This is a genomic window from Salinicola sp. NYA28a (assembly GCF_976982775.1).
The window spans coordinates 2,934,673-2,956,496 of sequence record NZ_OZ334582.1; the positions used below are offsets into that span (position 1 = coordinate 2,934,673).

Below are 21,824 nucleotides of genomic sequence, written 5' to 3' on the forward strand. Positions count from 1 at the left end.
ATTCGCCTCTTCAGCGCGAGTGGCTGTTGAGTAATGCCAGAACGCAGCCCTTTTCCTACTTACTTATAGCTCTTTGGAATCAATGGCGGCCGTCCAAGCAGCCGTGATCGCCTACCGCCGCTCCGGTCGCTCGCTTTCTGATGCTGTGGTGGTCTCGCAGGAGCGTCAGCTCAGTGCGGTCAGCTTCGGCAACCCCTTCAGCAGCGTCGGCCACCACTTGTCGGCGGCGGCACCCAGATGAACGGTGATTCGCCGAGCGTGCAGTCTCAGCGTGGCGGCGACCTTCAGCACCTGCTCGCGCATCCGGCTGAGGCTCCAGCCTTGCCGGGTCTGCCGCTCCAGCAGGCAGCGCAGGCCATGCAGGACCTGGTAGGCGTAGAGGCTGAGCAGCAGGCTCACCTCGTTGCGTGCCATCACGTCCTGAACGGTGGAGGCGCCGCGATCGGTCGACGAGAGGTGCACGTCGAGCGCCGACTTCACCTCGCCCATGTGCGCCTCGGCGCTGCCGCGCTTGCGGTAGAGCGCCAGGACCTTCTCCGGCGGCCAGTCGAACTTGCCGAGGTTGGTGACCAGGAAGAAGGCATGCAGCAGCAGGTCATCGGGGCGTTCCTGCACCACCAGCACCACGCGACGCGGTGCCGACCAAGAGCCCGCTTGATACTCCAGATCGTGGCACCACTCGCGAGGCTGCTCGGGTGGCCGGCCGGGTGGCCGCTTCAGGTGCGGTGCCGCCAGTTTCTGCAGGCCGGAGTGACTGCGCAGTCGGCCCAGGTACTCGATGTCGCACTCTTCCAGGGCCTCCAGCGTCGCGTTGTCGGTGAAACCGGCGTCGATGCGCACCCGAACCTGGGCGCCGGTGCTCTCGTTGAGTCGCCGCACCAGATGCGGGATCCAGGTGTCGGCGTTCTCGGCCGGGCCGGCGTTGCCCTCGCGCAGCAGGCCGCCCACCATGTCGCCGGTTTCTGCCAGCGAGGCGACCAGCGGTGAATAGATCCGCGCGCCGTACAGGCCATGATAGGCCGAGCCGCCCTGGTGGCCGTGGACCTCGATCGGCAGGCCGTCGATGTCCAGCGTCAGCTGCTTGGGGCGCTCGCCGTTCTTCAGCGCGGTCAGGCGCCAGATCACCAGTCGCAGCAGGCCTTCGTGCACGGCATCGATATTGTCGCAGCGCCCGAGGCAGGTCAGCAGCCGCGACAGCGTGGCTTGAGACGGCCGGTCCTGGACCAGGGGCGTCATGCCGCGTGCATCGCTGCAGGCCAACTGCCAAAGCGGGTCACGGCGCAGCGTTTCGGTATCGCTGAGATCGATCCAGCCCATCGCCCGTTGCAGCACCAGGGTACGCAGCTGGCTGGCCAGCGAGTGGCGGATGCGTAGCGGGTTGCGGAAGTCGACCAGATTGTCTTCCAGCGCCTCGATCACGCCGCTGTTGTCGAGGGCTTCACGCAGCAGCAGGGCGCCGCTGTCGCTAGTGGTGCGCTGGCCGCTCAGCTCAACACGGACAGAGCCGTTGCACGAGGGCGACCAGGTCGTTAGGGTTTCACCCATGGCGAGTGGTCCTCTTGAATCGTGTTCTGGCAGGAACATCCTGATTCTACAAGAGAAAACCACTCGCCATCTTCGTTTTCAGACCGACCTCATGAATAAGCCGGGATATGGCCTCCTGCCTGATAAGCAATCTGCCACTCTGTATAGCTCAATAGCTCACAAACTTCCTGGTTGCGATCTACTTTCCGCGAGGATGGCTATTTCAAATGACCAAGGCGCTCAAGAGCTCAGGAGGACTTTGGCAACTTCATGCGCGCGCTGAAGATGTTCAGCAATACGCGGAGGCCTTGTTTAGATGTAGAGTCCCGGATGATCGGATCGCCTATAGAAGTTATCCTCTGCTAGCAGCGAGAGAGCTTCTTCAGCAATTCATTTGGGAGCAAGTTCATGGACATCAAGCTGCATAAACAAGCGACCACGACACCGAAGATCCGGGCCGAGATCCAGGCAGCACCCTCCAGCATCACGGATAGCGAGCTGGCCCGCCAGTATGGTGTCGCCACCACGACCATACGGCGCTGGCGGTACCGTGACGATGTCCATGATCGATCGCACACGCGTCACAACCTGCTGGCCACGCTCACGCCCGAGCAGGAGGAGGTGCTGATCGCAGCGCGCGAATTCCTTCGCCTCGGTCTGGATGATCTCCTCGTCGTGGCGCGTGAGTTCCTGAACTCCCGGTTGTCTCGCTCCGGCCTGCATCGCATGCTCCAGCGGCGCGACGTGCCGACACTAGCGGAACTGGCTCGGCAGGACGTCGGAGATGACGAGAAGCCGAGGCACAAGCCCTTCAAAGACTACGAACCGGGGTATGTGCACATCGACATCAAGCACCTGCCTCAGATGCCCGATGAGGAGCAAAAACGCTACCTGTACGTCGCCATCGATCGCGCCACGCGTTGGGTGTATCTGGAGATCCGAAGCAGTCAGTCCGCGAAGGATGCTCGCGCGTTCATGAAGCAGGTGGAAGAGAAGGCGCCCTTCAACCCGGCTTATTCATGAGGCCGGCCCGAAAACGAAGATAGCGGATGGTATTCTCTTGAAAATTCAGTGTGTTCCGCCAAGAATCTGAACCAAGAGAGCCATCCGCTATGGGTGAAAGCCTATCCACCTGGACGCCCTCATGCAACGGCGCTGTCCGTGTTGAGCTGAGCGGCCAGCGCACTACCAGCGACAGCGGCGCTCTGCTGTTGCGTGAGGCCCTCGACAACAGCGGCGTGATTGAGGCGCTGGAAGACAATCTGGTCGATCGACGCCACCCGCTGCGCATCCTTCATTCGCTGGCCAGCCAGTTGCGTACCCTGGTGCTGCAGCGTGCGATGGGCTGGATCGACCTCAGCGATACCGACACGCTGCGCCGTGATCCGCTCTGGCAGCTGGCCTGCAGCGATGCGCGCGGGACAACGCCCCTGGCCCAGGACCGGCCGTCTCAAGCCACGCTGTCGCGGCTGCTGACCTGCCTCGGGCGCTGCGACAATATCGATGCCGTGCACGAAGGCCTGCTGCGACTGGTGATCTGGCGCCTGACCGCGCTGAAGAACGGCGAGCGCCCCAAGCAGCTGACGCTGGACATCGACGGCCTGCCGATCGAGGTCCACGGCCACCAGGGCGGCTCGGCCTATCATGGCCTGTACGGCGCGCGGATCTATTCACCGCTGGTCGCCTCGCTGGCAGAAACCGGCGACATGGTGGGCGGCCTGCTGCGCGAGGGCAACGCCGGCCCGGCCGAGAACGCCGACACCTGGATCCCGCATCTGGTGCGGCGACTCAACGAGAGCACCGGCGCCCAGGTTCGGGTGCGCATCGACGCCGGTTTCACCGACAACGCGACGCTGGAGGCCCTGGAAGAGTGCGACATCGAGTACCTGGGCCGACTGCGCAGTCACTCCGGCCTGCAGAAACTGGCGGCACCGCACCTGAAGCGGCCACCCGGCCGGCCACCCGAGCAGCCTCGCGAGTGGTGCCACGATCTGGAGTATCAAGCGGGCTCTTGGTCGGCACCGCGTCGCGTGGTGCTGGTGGTGCAGGAACGCCCCGATGACCTGCTGCTGCATGCCTTCTTCCTGGTCACCAACCTCGGCAAGTTCGACTGGCCGCCGGAGAAGGTCCTGGCGCTCTACCGCAAGCGCGGCAGCGCCGAGGCGCACATGGGCGAGGTGAAGTCGGCGCTCGACGTGCACCTCTCGTCGACCGATCGCGGCGCCTCCACCGTTCAGGACGTGATGGCACGCAACGAGGTGAGCCTGCTGCTCAGCCTCTACGCCTACCAGGTCCTGCATGGCCTGCGCTGCCTGCTGGAGCGGCAGACCCGGCAAGGCTGGAGCCTCAGCCGGATGCGCGAGCAGGTGCTGAAGGTCGCCGCCACGCTGAGACTGCACGCTCGGCGAATCACCGTTCATCTGGGTGCCGCCGCCGACAAGTGGTGGCCGACGCTGCTGAAGGGGCTGCCGAAGCTGACCGCACTGAGCTGACGCTTCTGCGAGACCACCACAGCATCAGAAAGCGAGCGACCGGAGCGGCGGGCGGCGATCACGGCTGCTTGGACGGTCGCCATTGATTCCAAAGAGCTATAAGGAAGCGGGGAAATTTCAGCGTTTTGGCATTACTCAACAGCTATTCGCGCTGAAGAAGCCGATCCTGATAAGCGATGCCACCAGTCAGTACCTTCAGACCGCTCAATCAGCACCCTCGTGAATGAGGCGGGTTCAAGATCCAGACGGTGCTGACTGACAACGGCAAATCCTTTACCGATCGCTTCACACGTGCAGGTGAGCGCAAGCCCAGCGGCCGGCATCCGTTTGACCAGGAGTGCCAGGCACATGATATCGAACACCGCCTGATCAAGCCGGGAAAGCCGCAAACGAACGGCATGGTGGAGCGCTTCAACGGCCGCATCGGCGACGTGCTGGCGACTCAGCGCTATGCCTCAGGCGAGGACCTGGAACAGACGCTGAAACGCTATACCTGACTGTACAATCACCACATCCCGCAGAAGGCACTGCACCATCAATCACCCATTGCGATGATGAAAGAATGGCAGACTAAACGGCCTGACTTATTTACCAAGCGGGTGGTTAATCACACGGGACCCGACATTTAGACATGAAGGTACCTATTCAAGCCTCCTGCCCTTCCACGCAATAGGCGTGCGGGGGATAACTGCATCAAGGAATGCACAAAAAGATCATCGCTGAGCCAGCAGCGCGACGGGGCATGGGGCCAGCTCCCTGGGGACTTCGGACGGCGAGCCGCCATCGGTTGTAGGCCGCACAGTAGGCCTCGAGGTTGGCGATATCCGGGTCAGTGAGAATATTGGAACTGACCAACCAAGAGCGCTCGTCGTACCTCGCCATCAAAAACACCCCGAAGGTTGGATGGGTGTCCAACTTTCGGGGTTCAGTACAAAGGCGGCAAGGTCCTATGGCGAACCGTGAAGACGTTGCCACCCATGCCATATTGACCCCGAATTCAGCCCTAAAGAAGTGATTCTGAGCTTTTTGAGCCTTCTTCGGAGTTATCAGGGAAGTAAGATTCTGGCCCCTTAGATTGCTGTTCACACCTCGATTCGGCGAGTACGAGGGAAGCAGTAGACCCTTTTAAGCCGAACGTATAAAAAATAGGGTCGTCATCTTTCAATTTGAATCGCGCCTTATTGCCACTTTTGAGCGCTTGAATTATATCAGAAGGATTTTTACTTCGGATGGTCCAGAAAGCATATGTTTCACCGCGACTCCCATTTAAATGGGCTAGACCATCAATCACCTTTTGCTGATCCACCCGGACATAACCTTTGAAACTGAGGCTGACATCAGTCGGTATAGGATCGAGATCCGGCACCATGATTTGCACAAAGGGCGAGTCACAACTATTGGGATAGTAATCCACCATCAGAATGGCATCGGAGTACGAAGAATTTCCAGCCCGAAAATAAATCTCATTACCTAGCGACATTTTTGCTGAGAACCAATCGCCATAAGTTCTCTCATTCGAAAGATTGAACGTTGCAGCGTTCGTAGAACTGACAAAACAAGTAAACACGAAACCGACTGAACATAAGATTTTTTTCATAACAACCTCCTCTATTATCGGTTTTATCGGCAGCCATGAGCCATACTTTAGCGTTGAATCGTCTAATGCAGACAACCCGTGATTGCCACGCCTGGGTCCCTATACCTAAGAAATGATGGATACACTCACGCCGCCATCATCGCCTGCTCTCCTACCATATACAGTAGTTTGCACCGGGCGCGCTTGAGGCTTCCATCCCCTTCGAACACCACTTGCCCGCCACCCATCGCATACCCAAGCCGCTGAAGAACCACCCGCTGCGCGCCGCACACCTCCGCCAATGTCAGTCCCCGATGACCCGCTTGATTGCCTCCAGCCTTCCCAGATATCCCCCGAGTATCGCTTGGCCCCTCCCCCTTGCGAGGCTGCCCATTGGCCTTGAGAGCTCGCTCGTGGGTGGTTACGAAAACGCACAACGGTCAGCGACATCAGTGCATGTTTAGGGGTGATCGAGAAGGGGAAAGACAAGCGCGGGAGTACGCCGCCCAACGCCAGGCCGAACTGAACGAGGCGACCTTCCACGGGGAGGTGATGGGTCGTCAGCCGAAGCGCTCCTTCATCGAGGGACTGGAGCGCTGGATTGACGAATACGATGTGACGAGCCAGGTCAAGGCGATAAGGCCGGTGGCCGCGTACATGGGCGAAAACGTGATGCTGGACCAGGGGTGTGTCGATCGTGCGCGAGAAATGGCGAGGGACCTGCGAAAGCAGGGCCGAGCCCAGAGCACGATCAACAATCACCTGCAGGTGGTCAAGCGTGTGCTGAATCTCGCGTATCGAGAATGGGGCTGGATCGAGCAGCCGCTGGGCGACAAGCTGAAGAAGCGGTCACCGAAGAACGAGCGGCACGTCTACCTGACCACCGAAGACCTGGGCGAACTTCTCAAGGCGATACCGGATAGCGATGCGGTCGAGAAGAAGGTGATAGCGCTCGCCGCGCTGACCGGCCTTCGCCAGGGTGAGCTGCTCAATCTGCAGGCGAGCAACGTTCACGGTGGTCGCATCCTGCTGCGACCAGACCAGACAAAATCGGGTAAAGCCCGGGTAGTGCCGGTACCGAAGGATGCACGACCTTGGCTAGAGGGGCTGCCGTTCGATACGACGTAAGCCAAGCTGCGACATGCCTGGGAGAATGCAAGACACAATGTAGGCCGACCCAACCTGCGCTTTCATGACTTACGACACAGCTATGCGAGCCTGCTGGCTCAGGCCGGAGAAAGCATGACAACGGTGCGGGATCTGTTGTGGCATTCGAGCCTGATCGTCACGAGTCGTTATGCCCACATGTTTGACCATGGGCTGGACGATATCGGGAAGCGGATACCGAGCTTTGGCGCGGCATTCTGCGACCAAAATGCGACCAAGCACTGAAACCAGAGCGAAAACGAGGAAAGGAAAACGAAGCTAAGTTACTGATTTTGCGGATGGTGCCGGCGGTCGGACTCGAACCGACACACTGTCTCCAGCGGCGGATTTTGAATCCGCTGCGTCTACCAATTCCGCCACGCCGGCAGCGGAGAGGCATTATACGGACACTCGGCCCGGCGTCAATCACCACGCTGACTTAATCGGTCGGGTGCTTTATGATGGCGCCCTTTCGAACGCTACCCGACCATCCTGATTCGAGCCGATACGCGACCTACGCCATGCAGCGCGCCGATTTTCATTTTGATCTGCCCGACGAGCTGATCGCTCGTTACCCTTCCGAACAGCGAACCGACTGTCGCCTGCTGTGCGTCGACGGTGAATCCGGTGCGCTGGAACATGCTCGCTTCCCCGATCTGTTGCCGAGGCTCGAACCCGGCGATGTGGTGGTATTCAATGATACCCGCGTGATTCCAGCACGCCTGTTCGGCCAGAAGGCGAGCGGCGGCAAGGTCGAGATGCTGCTGGAACGCCCGCTGGACGCCCATCGCGGGCTGGCTCATCTGCGTTCGAGCAAATCGCCCAAGCCAGGCACGGAGCTGATCTTCGAGGGCGATATACATGCCGTCGTCGAGGGCCGCCGAGACGCCTTGTTCGAACTGCGTTTCTTGGGCGAGACACCATTGATCGCCCTGCTCGAGCAGCACGGCCACATGCCGTTGCCGCCATACATCACCCGCGAGGACGAACTGGCGGACCGCGAGCGCTACCAGACCGTCTATGCCCGCCGCGAAGGCGCCGTGGCCGCCCCCACCGCCGGGCTGCACTTCGACGAGACGATGATGGAAGCCCTGCGCGCCAAAGGTGTCGAGACGGCCTTCGTCACGCTTCATGTCGGCGCCGGCACCTTTCAGCCGGTGCGCGTCGACGACATTCGCGAACATCACATGCACAGCGAGTGGCTGGAAGTCGATGAATCGGTCTGCGAACAGGTCAATCGCGCCCATGCCGCCGGCAACAAGGTCGTCGCCGTCGGCACCACCAGCGTGCGTTGCCTGGAAACCGCCAGCCAAAGCGGCGATGGCGAGCTGGCGCCGTACCGTGGCGAGACCGATATCTTCATCTACCCCGGCTATCGCTGGCGCTGCGTGGATGCACTGGTCACCAACTTCCACTTGCCGGAATCGACGCTGTTGATGCTGGTCTCCTCGTTCGCCGGCTACGAAACCGTGATGCGCGCCTATCAGGAAGCCGTCGCCGAGCAATACCGCTTCTTCAGCTATGGCGATGCGATGTTTTTGACTCGCCAGCCCCACTGATCCACAAACGCTTTGCACGCGGCTTCGGGCGCGTTGTCATAAGGCGCAACTGATCCATACACGCTTGGCGCGCAATGTCAGGCGCGCCGACGTCACAGGCTTTGCGCGCGACTTCGGGCGCATCCATGTCACAGGCTTTGCGCGCGGCTTCGGGCGCGTTGAAAAAAGAGAGACACCATGCGAGACGAATGCTTCATGAAATTCGAGCGACTGGGCCAGGAAGGTCGCGCCCGTCGCGGCCGGCTGACCTTCCCGCGCGGCACGGTGGAAACGCCGGCCTTCATGCCGGTGGGAACCTACGGCACGGTCAAGGGCATGACGCCCAAGGATGTCGAGGCGATCGGCGCCGAGATCATCCTCGGTAACACCTTCCACCTGTGGTTGCGACCGGGCACCGAGGTGATCGAGGCCCACGGCGACCTGCATGACTTCTCCCAGTGGCAAAAGCCGATCCTGACCGACTCCGGCGGCTTCCAGGTGTTCTCGCTGGGCGACATGCGCAAGATCACCGAGCAGGGCGTGCATTTCCGCTCGCCGGTGGACGGCGCCAAGGTCTTCATGGGGCCGGAAGAGTCGATGGCAGTGCAGCGCTCGCTGGGTTCCGACGTGGTGATGATCTTCGACGAGTGCACGCCCTACCCCGCCACCGAAGACGAGGCGCGGAAGTCGATGGAGCTGTCGCTGCGCTGGGCGGCCCGCTCCCGCGTGGCGCACGGAGACTCCCCCTCGGCGCTGTTCGGCATCGTTCAGGGCGGCATGTACCCCGACCTGCGCAAGCGCTCGCTCGAAGGGCTGCTGGAGATCGGCTTCGACGGCCTGGCGATCGGCGGTCTGTCGGTCGGCGAGCCGAAGGAAGAGATGATCGGCGTGCTGGATTATCTGCCGACCTGGATGCCGGAAGACAAGCCGCGCTACCTGATGGGCGTCGGCAAGCCGGAGGATCTGGTCGAGGGCGTACGTCGCGGTATCGACATGTTCGACTGCGTCATGCCGACCCGCAACGCCCGCAACGGCCACCTGTTCACCGCCGATGGCACCGTCAAGATTCGTAACGCGATTCATCGCCACGATACCAACCCGCTGGAAGCGGACTGCGACTGTTACACCTGCCAGCACTTTTCTCGCGGCTATCTACACCATCTGGATCGGTGTGGCGAAATGCTCGGTTCGATGCTCAATACGGTTCACAATCTTCGCTACTATCAGCGCCTGATGGCGGGTTTGCGCGGGGCTATCGAAGCGGGTACATTGGCCGACTTCGTAGCACAACTCTATCGGCGACGCGGACTGCCCGTGCCGCCCGGGGCCGATTGACAGGATTCGAATCGGCCGTCGGCCGGTGTACCGTTTCGTCAGTCTCATCCAGGTAACGGTTTCATTACACGACCATTTCCCTACACAACCTTCGGAGATACATCCATGCTGGACTTTTTCATCCCTGCGGCTCACGCCCAGGATGCGGGCGGCCCTGCCGGCGGTGGTATTGCCCAGATCATCATGCTGGTCGGCTTCGTGCTGATCTTCTACTTCCTGCTGTGGCGTCCGCAGTCCAAGCGCGCCAAGGAGCACAAGAAGTTGATCACCAACCTGTCCAAGGGTGACGAAATCGTGATCGGTGGCGGGCTGCTCGGCCGCATCACCAACGTGACCGACGATTTCATCAGCATGGAGATTGCCGAAGGCACCATCGTCAGCGTTCAGAAGAGCGCCGTGGCCTCCGTCCTCCCCAAAGGCACGTTGAAGTCGCTGTAATGCTCCTGGCTGCCGATGCTTCCCATCGGCAGCCATCTCTTTTTGCGACACTCTTCGCACGACGATCGTCGCCAGATCGTCATTGATTGAAAGGACAGGGCTTCCATGCTCAATCGTTACCCCCTGTGGAAGTATCTGCTGATACTCATCGTCTGTGTTGTCGGCGTCATCTACGCGTTACCCAATCTTTACCCACAGGACCCCGCCGTCCAGATCAGCACGACCAACGGTTCTCTCGGCGATCAGCAGCTCGACCGTGTCACCCGGGCGCTGGCCGAAGACGATATCCAGGTCAAATCGGCAGCGATGACCGGTAACAATACCGCCCTGATTCGGCTCGCCGACGCCGAACAGCAGCTTCCCGCTCGCGATGTGGTCGACAATGCGCTCGACGACAACTATACCGTGGCGCTCAACCTCGCCGATTCCACGCCGTCCTGGCTGACCAGCCTTTCCGCGGCACCGATGAAACTCGGTCTCGATCTTCGTGGCGGGGTGCACTTCCTGCTCGAAGTCGACATGGACGCCGCCGTCGAACAGCGTCTCGAAGCAACCGCCAGCGCCATTCGTGCCGATCTTCGTGACGAGCGCATCCGCTACCGGTCCACCGACATCGACGACAACGCCCTGCATCTCGAATTCGCCAACAGCGAAGACCGCGATGCCGCCCGCGAGCAGATCAGCCAGACGTTCAACGAGTTCCAGCTGGAGAATCGCGAGGAGGGCCGCCGCGCGTTCCTCGACATGACGCTGACGGAGCAGTCGATCCAGGACATTCAGGATTACGCGGTCCAGCAGAACCTGACCACGATCCGCAATCGCGTCAACGAGCTCGGGGTTTCCGAACCGCTGGTCCAGCGCCAAGGCCCCAACCGGATCGTGGTCGAGCTGCCCGGCGTGCAGGATACCGCCGAGGCCAAGCGCATCGTCGGCGCCACCGCCAACCTCGAGTTCCGCCTCGAGGCACGCCCGGACACGCCGGACGCCGAAACCGAGACGTTCCCGTTCCGTAACAGCCCGCAGCGCACCGCGACGCTGTCGCGTGACGTGATCATCACCGGCGACCGCGTATCCAGCGCCAGCCAGGGCTTCGACCAGAACGGCCGCCCGCAGGTCAACATCAACCTCGACGGCACCGGCGGCTCGCTGATGAACCAGGCGACCCGCACCAACATCGGGCGCAACATGGCGGTGCTGTATATCGACCACAGCACCGAGACGCGCACCGTCACCCAGGATGGGCAGCAGGTTCAGGAACGCATTCCGACGACGAGCCGCAGCATCATCAGCCTGGCGACGGTACAGAGCGCGCTCAGCAACCGGTTCCGCATCACCGGCCTGGACTCGCCGACCGAAGCCAGCGAACTGGCGCTGCTGCTGCGCTCCGGCTCGCTCGCCGCGCCGATCTACTTCGTTCAGGAACGCACCATCGGCCCCAGCCTGGGCGCCCAGAACATCGAGCGCGGCATCTTCTCGGTGATCGTCGGCGGCCTGCTGGTCGTAGCGTTCATGCTGATCCGCTACAAGGCCTTCGGCGTCATCGCCAACGCCGCGCTGGCGGTCAACCTGGTGCTGCTGATCGCGGCCATGTCGCTGCTTGGCGCCACGCTGACACTGCCCGGCATTGCCGGCATCGTGCTGACGCTCGGCATGGCGGTGGACGCCAACGTGCTGATCTATGAGCGCATCCGGGAGGAGCTCAGGCGCAAGACACCGGCGCAGCAGGCGATCCATGCCGGTTACGGGCGTGCCTTCACCTCGATCGTCGACGCCAACCTGACCACGCTGCTGGTCGCGGTGGTGCTGTTCTCGATCGGCACCGGCCCGGTGAAGGGCTTCGCCGTGACGCTGTCACTCGGCATCCTGACCTCGATGTTCACCGGCATTCTGGTGTCGCGTGCCCTCGTCAACCTCTCCATCGGCGGCAAGCCGGTGAAGAAACTGTGGATCTAGGAGACGCGAGCAATGCGCCAATTCGATTTCATGGGCAAGCGCCGCATCGCTTTCATCGTCTCGATCGTACTGACGATCGTATCGATAGCGGCCCTCGCCCTCCTGCATCTCAATCTCGGTCTCGACTTCACCGGCGGTACGGTCGTCGAGCTCCACTACGCCACGGTGCCCTCGCTCGACGAGATCCGCGCCCTGCTGGCCAACAGTGGTTTCGAGAACTTCTCGGTACAGACCTTTGGTGCCGCCGATGAAATTCTGGTGCGTCTGCAGCAGACCTTCAGCAACGACGTGGGCAGCCAGGTCGTCTCCGCGCTGAGCAGTAGCGGCGCCCAGATCGACCTGGTCCGCGCCGAGTTCGTCGGCGCTCAGGTCGGCGACCAGCTCCGCGACCAGAGCGGCCTGGGCATGCTGGTGGCCCTGGCGGGCGTGGCGGTCTACGTCGCCTTCCGCTTCCAGTACAAGTTCGCCCTGTGCGCGATCATCTCGCTGGGCCACGACGTGCTGATCGTGCTGGGACTGTTCGCGCTGTTCCAGTGGGAGTTCGATCTCACGGTGCTCGCGGGGATCATGGCGGTCATCGGCTACTCGCTGAACGACACCATCATCGTCTACGACCGGATTCGCGAGAACATCCGCCTGTCCCGTAGCGACAATCTGGCCCAGATCTTCAACGAAGCCATCAACCAGACGCTGTCGCGCACGTTGGCGACATCCGGTACGACATTGCTGGTGTTGTTCGCGCTGTTCTTCCTCGGCGGCGACATGATCCACAACTTCGCAATCTCGCTGATTCTGGGGATCGTGGCCGGCACGTTCTCGTCGGTCTACGTCGCCGCGGCGCTGCTGATCGTGTTCAAACTGGAGCGCCAGGACCTGATCCCGGTGAAGAAGGAAGAGGTCGAAGAAGAGCTGCCCTGATTCAGACATTCAGGACTAGCGCCTTACTCGGTAACTCGGCCTATCTCGAAAGCCCCTCTTCGGAGGGGCTTTTTGATGCATGCCTTTTCGACAGAGGCCTCGACATGATTACGACGCGAGGCCCACGTTCGCCCCGGCTTCAGTACCGTTTTCATTAATGGCCCCGTTACCTGCGCGGCGACGAGCGTGGAGCGAATCGCGTGGGGTATGATGATTCGCTGCCGATTGGCATGCCGTTCGATTTCGCCCGGATAACCGGTTTCCTTCGTCACGTTCACGAGTCTTTCATGGCCCCCATCTTTGCCGACAGCAGCGTCGCCCGCTGGCTTCTCGTGCTGGTGATGATCGCCGGCGTCTACTTCTTCATCGACTTTCTGATTCCCGTGCTGGCCGCGCTGATCATCTGCGTCGCCAGTTGGCCGCTCTATCAGCGGCTGTTGGCGAGTTGCGGCCAGCGCCGGGCCCTGGCCGCCAGCATCGCGCTGAGCCTGATCATTCTCTGCCTGGTGATCCCCATGGTGCTTGCCTGCTCCTACGCCTTCCAGGAACTGAAGGGCTGGGTCGGCTGGCTGATGGTCGCCAACGAGCGCGGCATTCCGACGCCCCCCTGGGTTGCATCTCTTCCGGGCATCGGAACCTGGCTGGCCGAGCAGTGGCAAGCGTCCCTGGCCGAACCCCACGCGCCGGAGTCTCTGATTCAACTGGTGGGCGGCGAGCATATCGGCAACATTTCCCGCTGGGTGCTCGCTCTTGGCAGCAATGCGCTGCATCTGGCGCTGACCCTGCTGTTCATGCTGATCACGCTGTTCTTTCTCTACCGGGATGGCGCCGGCATGGCGCGCCAGCTGGACATCGTCGGCGAACGGGTACTGCCGGCGCGCTGGCAGCGCTTCTCGCGCGTGGTGCCGGCGACGATCAGTTCGACCGTGATGGGCATGGGCCTGATTGCCCTCGGCGAAGGCCTGGTGCTCGGTACCGCCTACTGGATCGCCGGCATTCAGTCCCCGGTCGTGCTCGGCGTCATCACCGCGTTCATGGCGCTGGTGCCCGGTGGCGCGCCGCTGACGTTCACGCTGGTCTCGCTCTATCTGCTGGCAACCGGACACATGGCCAACGGCATCGGACTGTTCATCTGGGGCGCTTTCGAACTCTTCGTCGTCGACAAGACATTGCGCCCGCGCCTGGTAGGCGGCCCGATCAAGCTCCCGTTTCTGCCGACCTTCTTCGGTCTCGTGGGGGGCGTGAAAACCATGGGGATCGTCGGCCTGTTCGTCGGCCCGGTGCTGATGGCGCTGCTGGTCGCCAGTTGGCGGGAATGGCTGCATGACGACAGCGCCCCGGATGCCCCGTCGGAAGCCGAGCGCTGGGGCTACGGCAAGCGCAGGCTGGGTGCCCGCTCCGCCACCGGCCAGGCATCCGCTACCCGACAGGACGAGTCGAGTATCAGACGAGCCGCGGCGAGCACGAACGCCGACGCCAATGCGGACATCAGCCGCTAGCCTCATCGCGGGTTCATTGCCACGGGTTCGGTTATCGCGGGCTCATTATCGAGGGCTCATTATCGCAGGCCATCGCCGCCGGTTCATCGTCGCGAGAACGACCGGGGCGCTACCGTTCGAGCCGAAGACCGTGACGTCTCAACTTGCGCACCACGCTCGGCTGACTGATACCCAGCCGTTCGGCGAGCGTGCGATCGGCTTCATGCTCAAGGATGGGTTGCTCGCCAACTCGCCGATCTATGCCGGGCTCGCCTTCGGCATGATCGCGTTCGTCGTGGGCAGCCTGCTTACCCGCCCCCATTCGATGGTGGCATTGACGCCCTGATTCGACCTGAATTCGCGACTCAACCCCAACGCAAAAGCGCCCTGCCGGGATAACCCGACAGGGCGCTTTCTGGTGATTCGCCTGGCGGCGAACCTTGCCAACCGAGACCGTTAGCCTAGACGCTGGCCTTGAGCTGCTGCGCCAGTGCCTTGTAGAGGCGCGGGCCGGCGGCCATCAGGCTGCCGCCGTCTTCGACACTGGGCGAGCCGTCGATGGCGCCGGTCAATGCGCCGGCTTCCTTCAGCAGCAGCGAGCCGACCAGGCGGTCCTGCTCTTCCAGCCCGAGAACGAAGATCGCGTCGGCACGGCCGGAGGCGAATTCGATCATGTCGAGCAGCGCGCAGCCTGTGCCCGTCAGGGTATCGATCTGGGGGCCGAGGCGTTCGACCACGGTGAGATATTGCGGCAGCCACTGGGAGCGCGCTTCGAGCGTCGGCCATGCCAGTGCCACTCGGGCACCATTGACGCTGATGGTCTTGGAGACACGCATACGCTTGCCGTTGCCCTGGGCGCCACGACCGCGGCTGATCAGGAACTCGTCGTCGCTGAACGGCGAGACGACCACCGCGTGTTCCGGACGCCCCTTGACCAGGCATACCATCGAGATCGCGAACTGGCGGCTCGCCACTCCGAGATTGGATTCACCGTGGATCGGCTCGATGTGCCAGACGGTGTCCTTGTCGGTACCCTTGCCTTCGCGGTAAGGCGTATAGCGACCGGAAATGCCGTGCTGCGGATAACCACGGGAGAGCTGATGCACGATCAGCGTTTCGGCGTTGCGTGCCGTATCCTCGAGCAGACCGGCAGTTACCTGCTCGTCATGGTTGACCTCGAGACGGTCACGGATACGTACGAATTGCTCAGCGGCACTGCGAGCGGCACGCAGCGCATATTGAACCATCGGATGCATGGATCTGGCCTTGGGGAAATCGAGAGCGGAGTCGAGAGCTGTTAAAGAACGCCGCGCAGTCTAACAGAAGCAGGCTTGCCGAGTCATGCTAGACTGCGCGCTTTCCCGATTGCCACAGCCCTGATAGCCGCCTTTATGCTCGACCGTATCCGTATCGTCCTCATCGGCACCAGCCATCCCGGAAACATCGGCGCCACTGCCCGCGCCATGCGCAACATGGGTCTCGAGGATCTCGCCCTGGTCACGCCCCGCTGCGATCCCAGGGACCAGGACGCCTATTCGCGCGCCTCCGGGGCCAACACGCTCGTCGACGCTGCGCGGCAATTCGACGCACTCGAAGAGGCCGTTGCCGACTGCACGCTGGTGGTCGGCGCCAGTGCGCGCTCGCGCCATCTGCCGTGGCCGATGGTCGCCCCCCGGGCCCTGGCGGAGAGCCTGCCGGCGGCGCTGGCACCCGAAGGCGCGCGGGCCGCACTGGTATTCGGCCGCGAGGATACTGGCCTGACCAATGCCGAACTGCAGCGCTGCCATCAGCACGTGCACATTCCGACCAACCCGGACTTCAGCTCGCTGAATCTGGCCGCGGCCGTGCAAGTGCTCGCCTACGAATGTCGCCAGGCATTCCTCGCCCTGGACGACGCTCCGGCGACTCCTGCTGCCGAGCCGGACCGCGAGGCCGACCTGCCCTTCGGCGTGACGTGGGACAACCCGCCTGCCACCCATGCCGACCTGGAGCGCTTTTTCGCTCATCTCGAGAGTACGCTCACGGCGATCGAATTCCACGATCCGGACAACCCACGCCAGTTGATGGCCCGCCTGCGCCGGCTCTTCATGCGCGCCCATCTCGATTCGATGGAGATGAATATCCTGCGCGGCATTCTCGGCACGATCGACAAGCGGCTGCGGGAGAAGTCCTGACTGTCGCGGGGCACCATCCACAACGTCAAGACGTCGACGTGGCGGCTCCGGCGTAACGCCGCTCGCCCCCCGCAGACGCCAGTGGCCGAAACAGCGAGCGTCGATCGCCGGCAGAATGGTTGACCGTGTTACTGGGTTTTTCCATAATGCCGCTACCGATGCAGCGACAGCCGATACCCGCCGATGCGTTTGACTACCAAAGGGCGCTACGCCGTCACCGCGATGCTCGATCTGGCTCTCAACGCCGATCAGGGACCGGTCTGTCTGGCGGATATTTCCAAGCGTCAGGATATTTCGCTGTCCTATCTGGAACAGCTGTTCGCACGACTGCGGCGCGCCAAGCTCGTCAGTAGCGTGCGCGGCCCGGGCGGGGGTTACCTGCTGGGGAGAGTACCCGCCGATATTTCGGTAGCGGGCGTGATCGATGCGGTCAACGAGTCGGTGGATGCCACCCGCTGCCATGGCCAGGCGGACTGTCATCAGGGCAGCAAGTGCATCACGCATCACCTGTGGTGCGACCTCTCCGACGAAATCCAGCGCTTCCTGAGCGATATCAGCCTGCAGGAGCTGGTACGCCGGGAACAGGCCCGTGCCGCCGCCCGGCCCGAACCCGACGTACATTCGTTCGCTGACGACGCCGCCACGATCACGGTGTCGTCGCACTGATCACGATGTCGGTGCACGGATCACCGAATCGCTACACATTCATCGTGTCGTTGCACCAGTCATCGTGTCGTTGCTCCGGGCGAGCTCGTAAACGACTACGCTTCGAGCTGACGCTGCCGAATCCATTTCGATCGATTGCCAGAGATCTACCGTGCCATGAGCGCTCCGATTTATCTCGATTACGCCGCCACCACCCCGACCGATCCACGTGTGGCCGAGCAGATGATGCGACACCTGACTCTGGATGGGGTCTACGCCAACCCGGCATCGCGCAGCCACATGCCCGGCTGGCTGGCCGAACAGGCGGTGGAAAACGCCCGCCGTCAGGTCGCCGATCTGATCGCGGCCGATCCGCGCGAAATCGTGTGGACCTCCGGCGCCACCGAGGCGGACAATCTGGCGCTGACCGGCTTCATGCGCGCCAATCGTGCCCGCGGTCGCCATCTGGTGACGTCGATCATCGAGCACAAGGCCATCGTGGATACCGCGCTGGCGCTGGAGGCGGAAGGTTTCGAAGTGACCTGGCTGACCCCAGGTTCGGACGGCCGCATCTCGCCCGAGCAACTGCGCGAAGCGATGCGCCAGGACACCGTGCTGGTCTCGCTGATGGCGGTCAACAACGAGCTGGGCAGTGTCAACGATCTCACCGCGCTCTCTGCCGTGGCCCATGAATTCGGCGCGCGCTTTCACGTCGACGCCGCCCAGGCCTCGGGCCGGCTGGCACTGGATGTCGAGGCCATGGGGATCGATTTGATGTCGCTTTCCGCCCACAAGGCCTACGGCCCCAAGGGTATCGGCGCCTTGTACGTGCGCCGCGATCCGGACCTGCGTATCGAGGCCTTGATCCACGGCGGCGGTCACGAACGCGGCATGCGGTCAGGGACGCTCCCGACGCACCAGATCGTCGGCATGGGCGAAGCGTTCGCGCTGGCACGCGACGAGTGCGAAGCCGACGGCGAGCGCGTTCGTGCGCTGCGCCAGCGTTTTCTCGACGGCCTGGCCGACTGCGGCGGCATACACAACCATTCGCCGCTGGAACAGTCCGTACCCAATATCGTCAACCTCGCCTTCGATGGCGTGGATGGCGAGTCGCTGTTGATGGCGCTGCGTGGCCTGGCCGTCTCCACCGGCTCCGCCTGCAATTCGGCCAGCGTGGAACCCTCCTACGTTCTCAAGGGTATCGGCGTGCCTCATTTACAGGCGCTCGCCTCGATACGCTTTAGTTTTGGCCGCTTCACCACCATAGAAGAGATCGATGCGGCCGTGGCCGACATCCGCCGCGCCCTTGGCGGACTGCGTCAGCCATCGACAGCCGCCATGAATCATCGCTAGGTCGATGGCCCCGGCGCCATCGATTTTCGGCAAGGAGAAATGCCATGCAAAACATCACGATCAGTGAATCCGCCGCGACCCAGATTCGCCATGTCCTCGAGGAGCGCGGCGGCGGCCTGGGGCTGCGCGTGGCGGTCAAGCCGAGCGGCTGCTCCGGCTACAGCTATGTTCTGGACATCGCCGATGACCTGCGGGACGAAGACATCGCGTTCGAGGAGCGCGGCGTCAAGGTGCTGGTCGACCGGGAAGCCCTGGCCATTCTCGACGGCACCGAGGTCGACTACGTCAGCGAAGGACTCAACCGGTTCTTCCGCTTCAACAATCCCAACGTGACCGACGAGTGCGGCTGCGGCGAAAGCTTCAACGTCTGAACGCCGCTTCGAAGCGTCCCGTTCGCGACATGGCTCGGGCGCCCCTTGCTGGTGCCGCCCGGGGTGCGCCTGTCGCGGGCTTGCGCTACAATGGCGCGATTTTGCGGCTGGCACGACGGTGATCGAAACCGCTCATCGTGCCAGCCAACGAGAATTCCGGACGACGCGCCACCTGCCGATGCGATCGACCTCGAAGCCAGGCTTCGAGACGAGGCGTCGGGGGCGCGTCGTCTCGCATCTCAGTCATTCATTTTCCGCTCGCGACAACCGCGATCGATTCACTAAAGCCAGGAGACCGAAGTCATGGCCACCGAGCGCACGCTTTCCATCATCAAGCCCGATGCCGTTGCCAAGAACGCAATTGGCGATATCTACAGCCGCTTCGAAAAAGCCGGCCTGCAGATCGTTGGTGCCAAGATGCTCCACCTCTCCAAGGAGCAGGCAGAAGGCTTCTACGCCGAGCACAAGGAGCGCGGTTTCTTCGCCGATCTGGTCGGTTTCATGACCTCCGGTCCGGTCATGGTCCAGGTGCTCGAAGGGGAAGGCGCGATCGCCAAGAACCGCGAGCTGATGGGCGCGACCAACCCGAAGGAAGCCGCACCGGGCACCATTCGCGCCGACTTTGCGTCCTCCATCGACGCCAACGCCGTGCACGGTTCCGATGCACCGGAATCCGCCGCCCGCGAAATCAGCTACTTCTTCAACGACGACGAACTCTGCTCGCGCAGCTGATTCGTCGACCGGCCGGCCATTCGTGCCGGCCGGTCATCCTCGTCTTCGGACGCCCTGTCACCCTCGAGCCGATTCCGTTGCTATGAGCGCTGCTACCGCTACTCCGCGCACCAATCTACTGGGGCTCTCTCGCGAACAGATGGAGGCGTTCTTCGTCTCTCTGGGCGAGAAGAAATTCCGTGCTGCCCAGGTCATGAAGTGGATCCACCAGGAAGGTTGCGACGACTTCGAGTCGATGACCAACCTCTCCAAGCCGCTGCGTGCCCGCCTGGCGGAACATGCCGAGATCCGTGGCCCGAGCGTGGTCTACGAAGGTACCTCCAGCGACGGCACCCGCAAGTGGGTACTGGAAGTCGAGGACGGCAGCTACGTCGAAACCGTGCTGATCCCGGCCGACAGCGGTACGCGCCGCACGCTATGCGTCTCGTCCCAGGTGGGCTGTTCGCTGGACTGCAGTTTCTGCTCCACCGGCAAGCAGGGCTTCCAGCGCAACCTGACCAGCGCCGAGATCATCGGCCAGGTCTGGGTGGCTCAGCAGCGTGCCGGCGGCCGCATGAGCGCACCGGATGGGCGCAAGGCGATCACCAACGTGGTGATGATGGGCATGGGCGAACCCCTGCTCAACTACGACAACGTGGTGCCGTCGATGAAGCTGATGCTCGACGACAACGCCTACGGCCTTTCCAAGCGCCGCGTGACGCTGTCCACGTCCGGCGTGGTGCCGATGATCGACAAGCTCGGCGACGATATCGACGTGAGCCTGGCGATCTCGCTGCACGCAGCGAACGACGAACTGCGCAACGAGCTGGTGCCGCTCAACCGCAAGTACAACATCGAGAAGCTGCTCGATGCCTGCAAGCGCTATCTCGCCAAGTGCGGCGACGCGCGCCATATCACCATCGAGTACACCCTGATCAAGGACGTCAACGATCAGCAGGTGCATGCGCAGGAGCTCATCGCGCTGCTCGAAGACTTGCCCTGCAAGATCAACCTGATTCCCTTTAACCCGTTCCCCCATTCGGGATACGAGAAGCCGTCGCGCAACCAGGTCATGCGCTTCCAGAGCTGGCTCTACGAGCTCGGCCATACCGCGATGGTGCGCACCACCCGCGGCGACGACATCGATGCCGCCTGCGGTCAGCTGGTCGGTCGGGTCAAGGATCGTACGCGCCGCCACGAACGCTACATCCAGTCGATTCAGCTGGATGCCGATTGAGACCTTGCTACCGATCGCCGCATCGAGCTGCCGAAATCGGCGAGTCGAACCGGCACTGAGGTCGAATCGCCCCGGTGTTGCCTTGACTTCGACTCGACGCGGCGCTTTGATGGGAACCCCAAAACCGCTTTGTTTTCAGCTGTTCGGGACGCGACCGACTATCGTCGCCGTCTCGTAACGTGGGAGACCCGTGCATGACCCACCAAACTCGCCCTTGTTCGATACGGTCGCTTTGTATCGCGATGGGCGTGGTGTGTCTGTTGAGCGGCTGCGCCACGGCGGTCTCGTCCAACGGGCCGAAGCAGGACAGCCCCGAAGACGCAGCGGCAGCCTATACACGGCTGGGCAAGGCCTATCTCGCCGAGAACAACCTGCCCCGTGCACAGCAGGCCCTGGAACACGCGCTCGACCTCGACGCCAACGACAGCGGTGCGCTGGAAGGTCTGGCGCTGCTCTATCAAAGTCAGCAGGAGTTCGATCTGGCTGACGGTTTCTTCCAGCAGGCCTTGAAAGCCGATTCCGAGGCGACGCGCATCCGCAACAACTATGCGGCGCTGCTGTATCAGCGCGGCGAGTACGCCAAGGCGTGCGAACAGCTGCGTATCGCCACTCGGGACATCACCTATATCAACAGAGCCCAGCTTTTCGCGAACCTGGGCCAGTGCGAGATGACCAATGGCAACACGGCCGCCGCTCGCCGACATTACGAGCGCGCACTCGACATCGATGCGCGCAATGGGCGCAGCCTGTTGGCATTGGCTCGCATCGATCACACGCAGGGTAACAACGAACGCGCCTGGGAACGCTTGCAGCGTTACTTCACCGTGGCCGGCACCGACGCCGAGAGCCTGAAACTGGCGAGCGATATCGCCAGTGCTCAGGGCGACTCGACGCGTGCCGCCTTTTATCGTCAGCAGCTTGGCGATTCCTGAGGC

18 protein-coding genes, 1 tRNA gene and 3 pseudogenes are annotated in these 21,824 nt (G+C 62.4%); 18 read left to right on the forward strand and 4 right to left on the reverse strand.

The window, feature by feature from the left end; all coding sequences use genetic code 11:
• Nucleotides 1–165: 165 nt before the first annotated feature.
• Nucleotides 166–1,584, reverse strand: coding sequence for an IS1380 family transposase (locus ACWHY3_RS13195; protein WP_289113773.1), 1,419 nt, complete (start codon nt 1,582–1,584; stop codon nt 166–168).
• Nucleotides 1,585–1,932: 348 nt separating this feature from the next.
• Here ACWHY3_RS13195 and ACWHY3_RS13200 point away from each other — a divergent pair.
• The 3 genes and pseudogenes from ACWHY3_RS13200 to ACWHY3_RS13210 all read left to right on the forward strand — a co-directional run.
• A pseudogene (locus tag ACWHY3_RS13200) lies at nt 1,933–2,529 on the forward strand (IS481 family transposase); the annotation flags it as partial.
• A gap of 107 nt (nt 2,530–2,636) precedes the next feature.
• On the forward strand, nt 2,637–4,016 hold the full coding sequence (locus ACWHY3_RS13205) for an IS1380 family transposase (RefSeq protein ID WP_399590022.1): 1,380 nt from the start codon (nt 2,637–2,639) through the stop codon (nt 4,014–4,016).
• 233 nt (nt 4,017–4,249) lie between these two features.
• Nucleotides 4,250–4,645, forward strand: a pseudogene (locus tag ACWHY3_RS13210) (integrase core domain-containing protein); the annotation flags it as partial.
• 374 nt (nt 4,646–5,019) lie between these two features.
• On the opposite strand, the gene ACWHY3_RS13215 reads toward ACWHY3_RS13210, so the two are convergent.
• Nucleotides 5,020–5,613 carry a hypothetical protein gene (locus ACWHY3_RS13215; protein WP_448126716.1) on the reverse strand — a complete coding sequence of 198 codons (594 nt, stop codon included), beginning with the start codon at nt 5,611–5,613 and terminating at the stop codon, nt 5,020–5,022.
• A 687-nt stretch (nt 5,614–6,300) separates the two neighbouring features.
• Between ACWHY3_RS13215 and ACWHY3_RS13220 the strand changes: the two are divergent.
• Nucleotides 6,301–6,984 (forward strand): annotated as a pseudogene (locus ACWHY3_RS13220) (tyrosine-type recombinase/integrase).
• Nucleotides 6,985–7,038: 54 nt separating this feature from the next.
• Here the strand turns inward: ACWHY3_RS13220 and ACWHY3_RS13225 are convergent.
• Nucleotides 7,039–7,125: transfer RNA gene (locus tag ACWHY3_RS13225), tRNA-Leu, on the reverse strand.
• Nucleotides 7,126–7,259: 134 nt separating this feature from the next.
• Between ACWHY3_RS13225 and queA the strand changes: the two genes are divergently transcribed.
• The 7 genes from queA to ACWHY3_RS13260 all read left to right on the forward strand — a co-directional run bounded on the left by queA (nt 7,260) and on the right by ACWHY3_RS13260 (nt 14,744).
• On the forward strand, nt 7,260–8,297 hold the full coding sequence (gene queA, locus ACWHY3_RS13230) for a tRNA preQ1(34) S-adenosylmethionine ribosyltransferase-isomerase QueA (protein WP_448128164.1): 1,038 nt from the start codon (nt 7,260–7,262) through the stop codon (nt 8,295–8,297).
• Between the two features lie 195 nt (nt 8,298–8,492).
• On the forward strand, nt 8,493–9,611 hold the full coding sequence (gene tgt, locus ACWHY3_RS13235) for a tRNA guanosine(34) transglycosylase Tgt (RefSeq protein ID WP_448126717.1): 1,119 nt from the start codon (nt 8,493–8,495) through the stop codon (nt 9,609–9,611).
• A 105-nt stretch (nt 9,612–9,716) separates the two neighbouring features.
• On the forward strand, nt 9,717–10,049 hold the full coding sequence (yajC, locus tag ACWHY3_RS13240) for a preprotein translocase subunit YajC (protein ID WP_087720977.1): 333 nt from the start codon (nt 9,717–9,719) through the stop codon (nt 10,047–10,049).
• 105 nt (nt 10,050–10,154) lie between these two features.
• Nucleotides 10,155–12,002, forward strand: a complete 1,848-nt coding sequence (gene secD, locus ACWHY3_RS13245) for a protein translocase subunit SecD (protein WP_448126718.1) — start codon at nt 10,155–10,157, stop codon at nt 12,000–12,002.
• A 12-nt stretch (nt 12,003–12,014) separates the two neighbouring features.
• Nucleotides 12,015–12,920 carry a protein translocase subunit SecF gene (gene secF / locus ACWHY3_RS13250; RefSeq protein ID WP_087720979.1) on the forward strand — a complete coding sequence of 302 codons (906 nt, stop codon included), beginning with the start codon at nt 12,015–12,017 and terminating at the stop codon, nt 12,918–12,920.
• A 287-nt stretch (nt 12,921–13,207) separates the two neighbouring features.
• A complete protein-coding gene (locus ACWHY3_RS13255; protein WP_448126719.1) occupies nt 13,208–14,419 on the forward strand; it encodes an AI-2E family transporter in 1,212 nt (403 codons plus the stop codon).
• 130 nt (nt 14,420–14,549) lie between these two features.
• Nucleotides 14,550–14,744 carry a hypothetical protein gene (locus tag ACWHY3_RS13260; protein WP_448126720.1) on the forward strand — a complete coding sequence of 65 codons (195 nt, stop codon included), beginning with the start codon at nt 14,550–14,552 and terminating at the stop codon, nt 14,742–14,744.
• A 115-nt stretch (nt 14,745–14,859) separates the two neighbouring features.
• On the opposite strand, the gene ACWHY3_RS13265 is transcribed toward ACWHY3_RS13260, so the two are convergent.
• Nucleotides 14,860–15,654: an inositol monophosphatase family protein gene (locus tag ACWHY3_RS13265; RefSeq protein ID WP_110630610.1), complete on the reverse strand. Its 795-nt coding sequence runs from the start codon at nt 15,652–15,654 to the stop codon at nt 14,860–14,862.
• Between the two features lie 135 nt (nt 15,655–15,789).
• Between ACWHY3_RS13265 and ACWHY3_RS13270 the strand changes: the two genes are divergently transcribed.
• The 7 genes from ACWHY3_RS13270 to pilW all read left to right on the forward strand — a co-directional run bounded on the left by ACWHY3_RS13270 (nt 15,790) and on the right by pilW (nt 21,821).
• Nucleotides 15,790–16,572 carry an RNA methyltransferase gene (locus tag ACWHY3_RS13270; RefSeq protein WP_332780257.1) on the forward strand — a complete coding sequence of 261 codons (783 nt, stop codon included), beginning with the start codon at nt 15,790–15,792 and terminating at the stop codon, nt 16,570–16,572.
• A gap of 183 nt (nt 16,573–16,755) precedes the next feature.
• Complete coding sequence (gene iscR / locus ACWHY3_RS13275) at nt 16,756–17,238, forward strand: Fe-S cluster assembly transcriptional regulator IscR (RefSeq protein WP_332780258.1); 483 nt, start codon at nt 16,756–16,758, stop codon at nt 17,236–17,238.
• A gap of 156 nt (nt 17,239–17,394) precedes the next feature.
• Nucleotides 17,395–18,570 (forward strand): aminotransferase class V-fold PLP-dependent enzyme, encoded by a 1,176-nt coding sequence (locus tag ACWHY3_RS13280; protein WP_448126721.1) that lies wholly within the window; start codon nt 17,395–17,397, stop codon nt 18,568–18,570.
• A 44-nt stretch (nt 18,571–18,614) separates the two neighbouring features.
• A complete protein-coding gene (locus tag ACWHY3_RS13285; RefSeq protein WP_071229914.1) occupies nt 18,615–18,941 on the forward strand; it encodes a HesB/IscA family protein in 327 nt (108 codons plus the stop codon).
• Nucleotides 18,942–19,244: 303 nt separating this feature from the next.
• Complete coding sequence (ndk, locus tag ACWHY3_RS13290) at nt 19,245–19,673, forward strand: nucleoside-diphosphate kinase (protein WP_071229915.1); 429 nt, start codon at nt 19,245–19,247, stop codon at nt 19,671–19,673.
• 82 nt (nt 19,674–19,755) lie between these two features.
• On the forward strand, nt 19,756–20,889 hold the full coding sequence (rlmN, locus tag ACWHY3_RS13295; RefSeq protein ID WP_332780260.1) for a 23S rRNA (adenine(2503)-C(2))-methyltransferase RlmN: 1,134 nt from the start codon (nt 19,756–19,758) through the stop codon (nt 20,887–20,889).
• Between the two features lie 194 nt (nt 20,890–21,083).
• Nucleotides 21,084–21,821, forward strand: coding sequence for a type IV pilus biogenesis/stability protein PilW (pilW, locus tag ACWHY3_RS13300; RefSeq protein ID WP_332780261.1), 738 nt, complete (start codon nt 21,084–21,086; stop codon nt 21,819–21,821).
• The last annotated feature ends 3 nt before the right edge of the window (nt 21,822–21,824 follow it).

Bases quoted from the DNA above. Each gene is read 5' to 3' on its own strand.
- iscR (WP_332780258.1), top strand. From the start codon at position 16,756: ATGCGTTTGACTACCAAAGGGCGCTACGCCGTCACCGCGATGCTCGAT.
- ACWHY3_RS13280 (WP_448126721.1), top strand. From the start codon at position 17,395: ATGAGCGCTCCGATTTATCTCGATTACGCCGCCACCACCCCGACCGAT.
- ndk (WP_071229915.1), top strand. From the start codon at position 19,245: ATGGCCACCGAGCGCACGCTTTCCATCATCAAGCCCGATGCCGTTGCC.
- pilW (WP_332780261.1), top strand. From the start codon at position 21,084: ATGACCCACCAAACTCGCCCTTGTTCGATACGGTCGCTTTGTATCGCG.
- ACWHY3_RS13215 (WP_448126716.1), bottom strand. From the start codon at position 5,613: ATGAAAAAAATCTTATGTTCAGTCGGTTTCGTGTTTACTTGTTTTGTC.
- ACWHY3_RS13285 (WP_071229914.1), top strand. From the start codon at position 18,615: ATGCAAAACATCACGATCAGTGAATCCGCCGCGACCCAGATTCGCCAT.
- secF (WP_087720979.1), top strand. From the start codon at position 12,015: ATGCGCCAATTCGATTTCATGGGCAAGCGCCGCATCGCTTTCATCGTC.
- rlmN (WP_332780260.1), top strand. From the start codon at position 19,756: ATGAGCGCTGCTACCGCTACTCCGCGCACCAATCTACTGGGGCTCTCT.
- ACWHY3_RS13255 (WP_448126719.1), top strand. From the start codon at position 13,208: ATGGCCCCCATCTTTGCCGACAGCAGCGTCGCCCGCTGGCTTCTCGTG.
- ACWHY3_RS13270 (WP_332780257.1), top strand. From the start codon at position 15,790: ATGCTCGACCGTATCCGTATCGTCCTCATCGGCACCAGCCATCCCGGA.
- ACWHY3_RS13195 (WP_289113773.1), bottom strand. From the start codon at position 1,584: ATGTTCCTGCCAGAACACGATTCAAGAGGACCACTCGCCATGGGTGAA.
- yajC (WP_087720977.1), top strand. From the start codon at position 9,717: ATGCTGGACTTTTTCATCCCTGCGGCTCACGCCCAGGATGCGGGCGGC.
- queA (WP_448128164.1), top strand. From the start codon at position 7,260: ATGCAGCGCGCCGATTTTCATTTTGATCTGCCCGACGAGCTGATCGCT.
- ACWHY3_RS13265 (WP_110630610.1), bottom strand. From the start codon at position 15,654: ATGCATCCGATGGTTCAATATGCGCTGCGTGCCGCTCGCAGTGCCGCT.
- secD (WP_448126718.1), top strand. From the start codon at position 10,155: ATGCTCAATCGTTACCCCCTGTGGAAGTATCTGCTGATACTCATCGTC.
- ACWHY3_RS13205 (WP_399590022.1), top strand. From the start codon at position 2,637: ATGGGTGAAAGCCTATCCACCTGGACGCCCTCATGCAACGGCGCTGTC.
- tgt (WP_448126717.1), top strand. From the start codon at position 8,493: ATGAAATTCGAGCGACTGGGCCAGGAAGGTCGCGCCCGTCGCGGCCGG.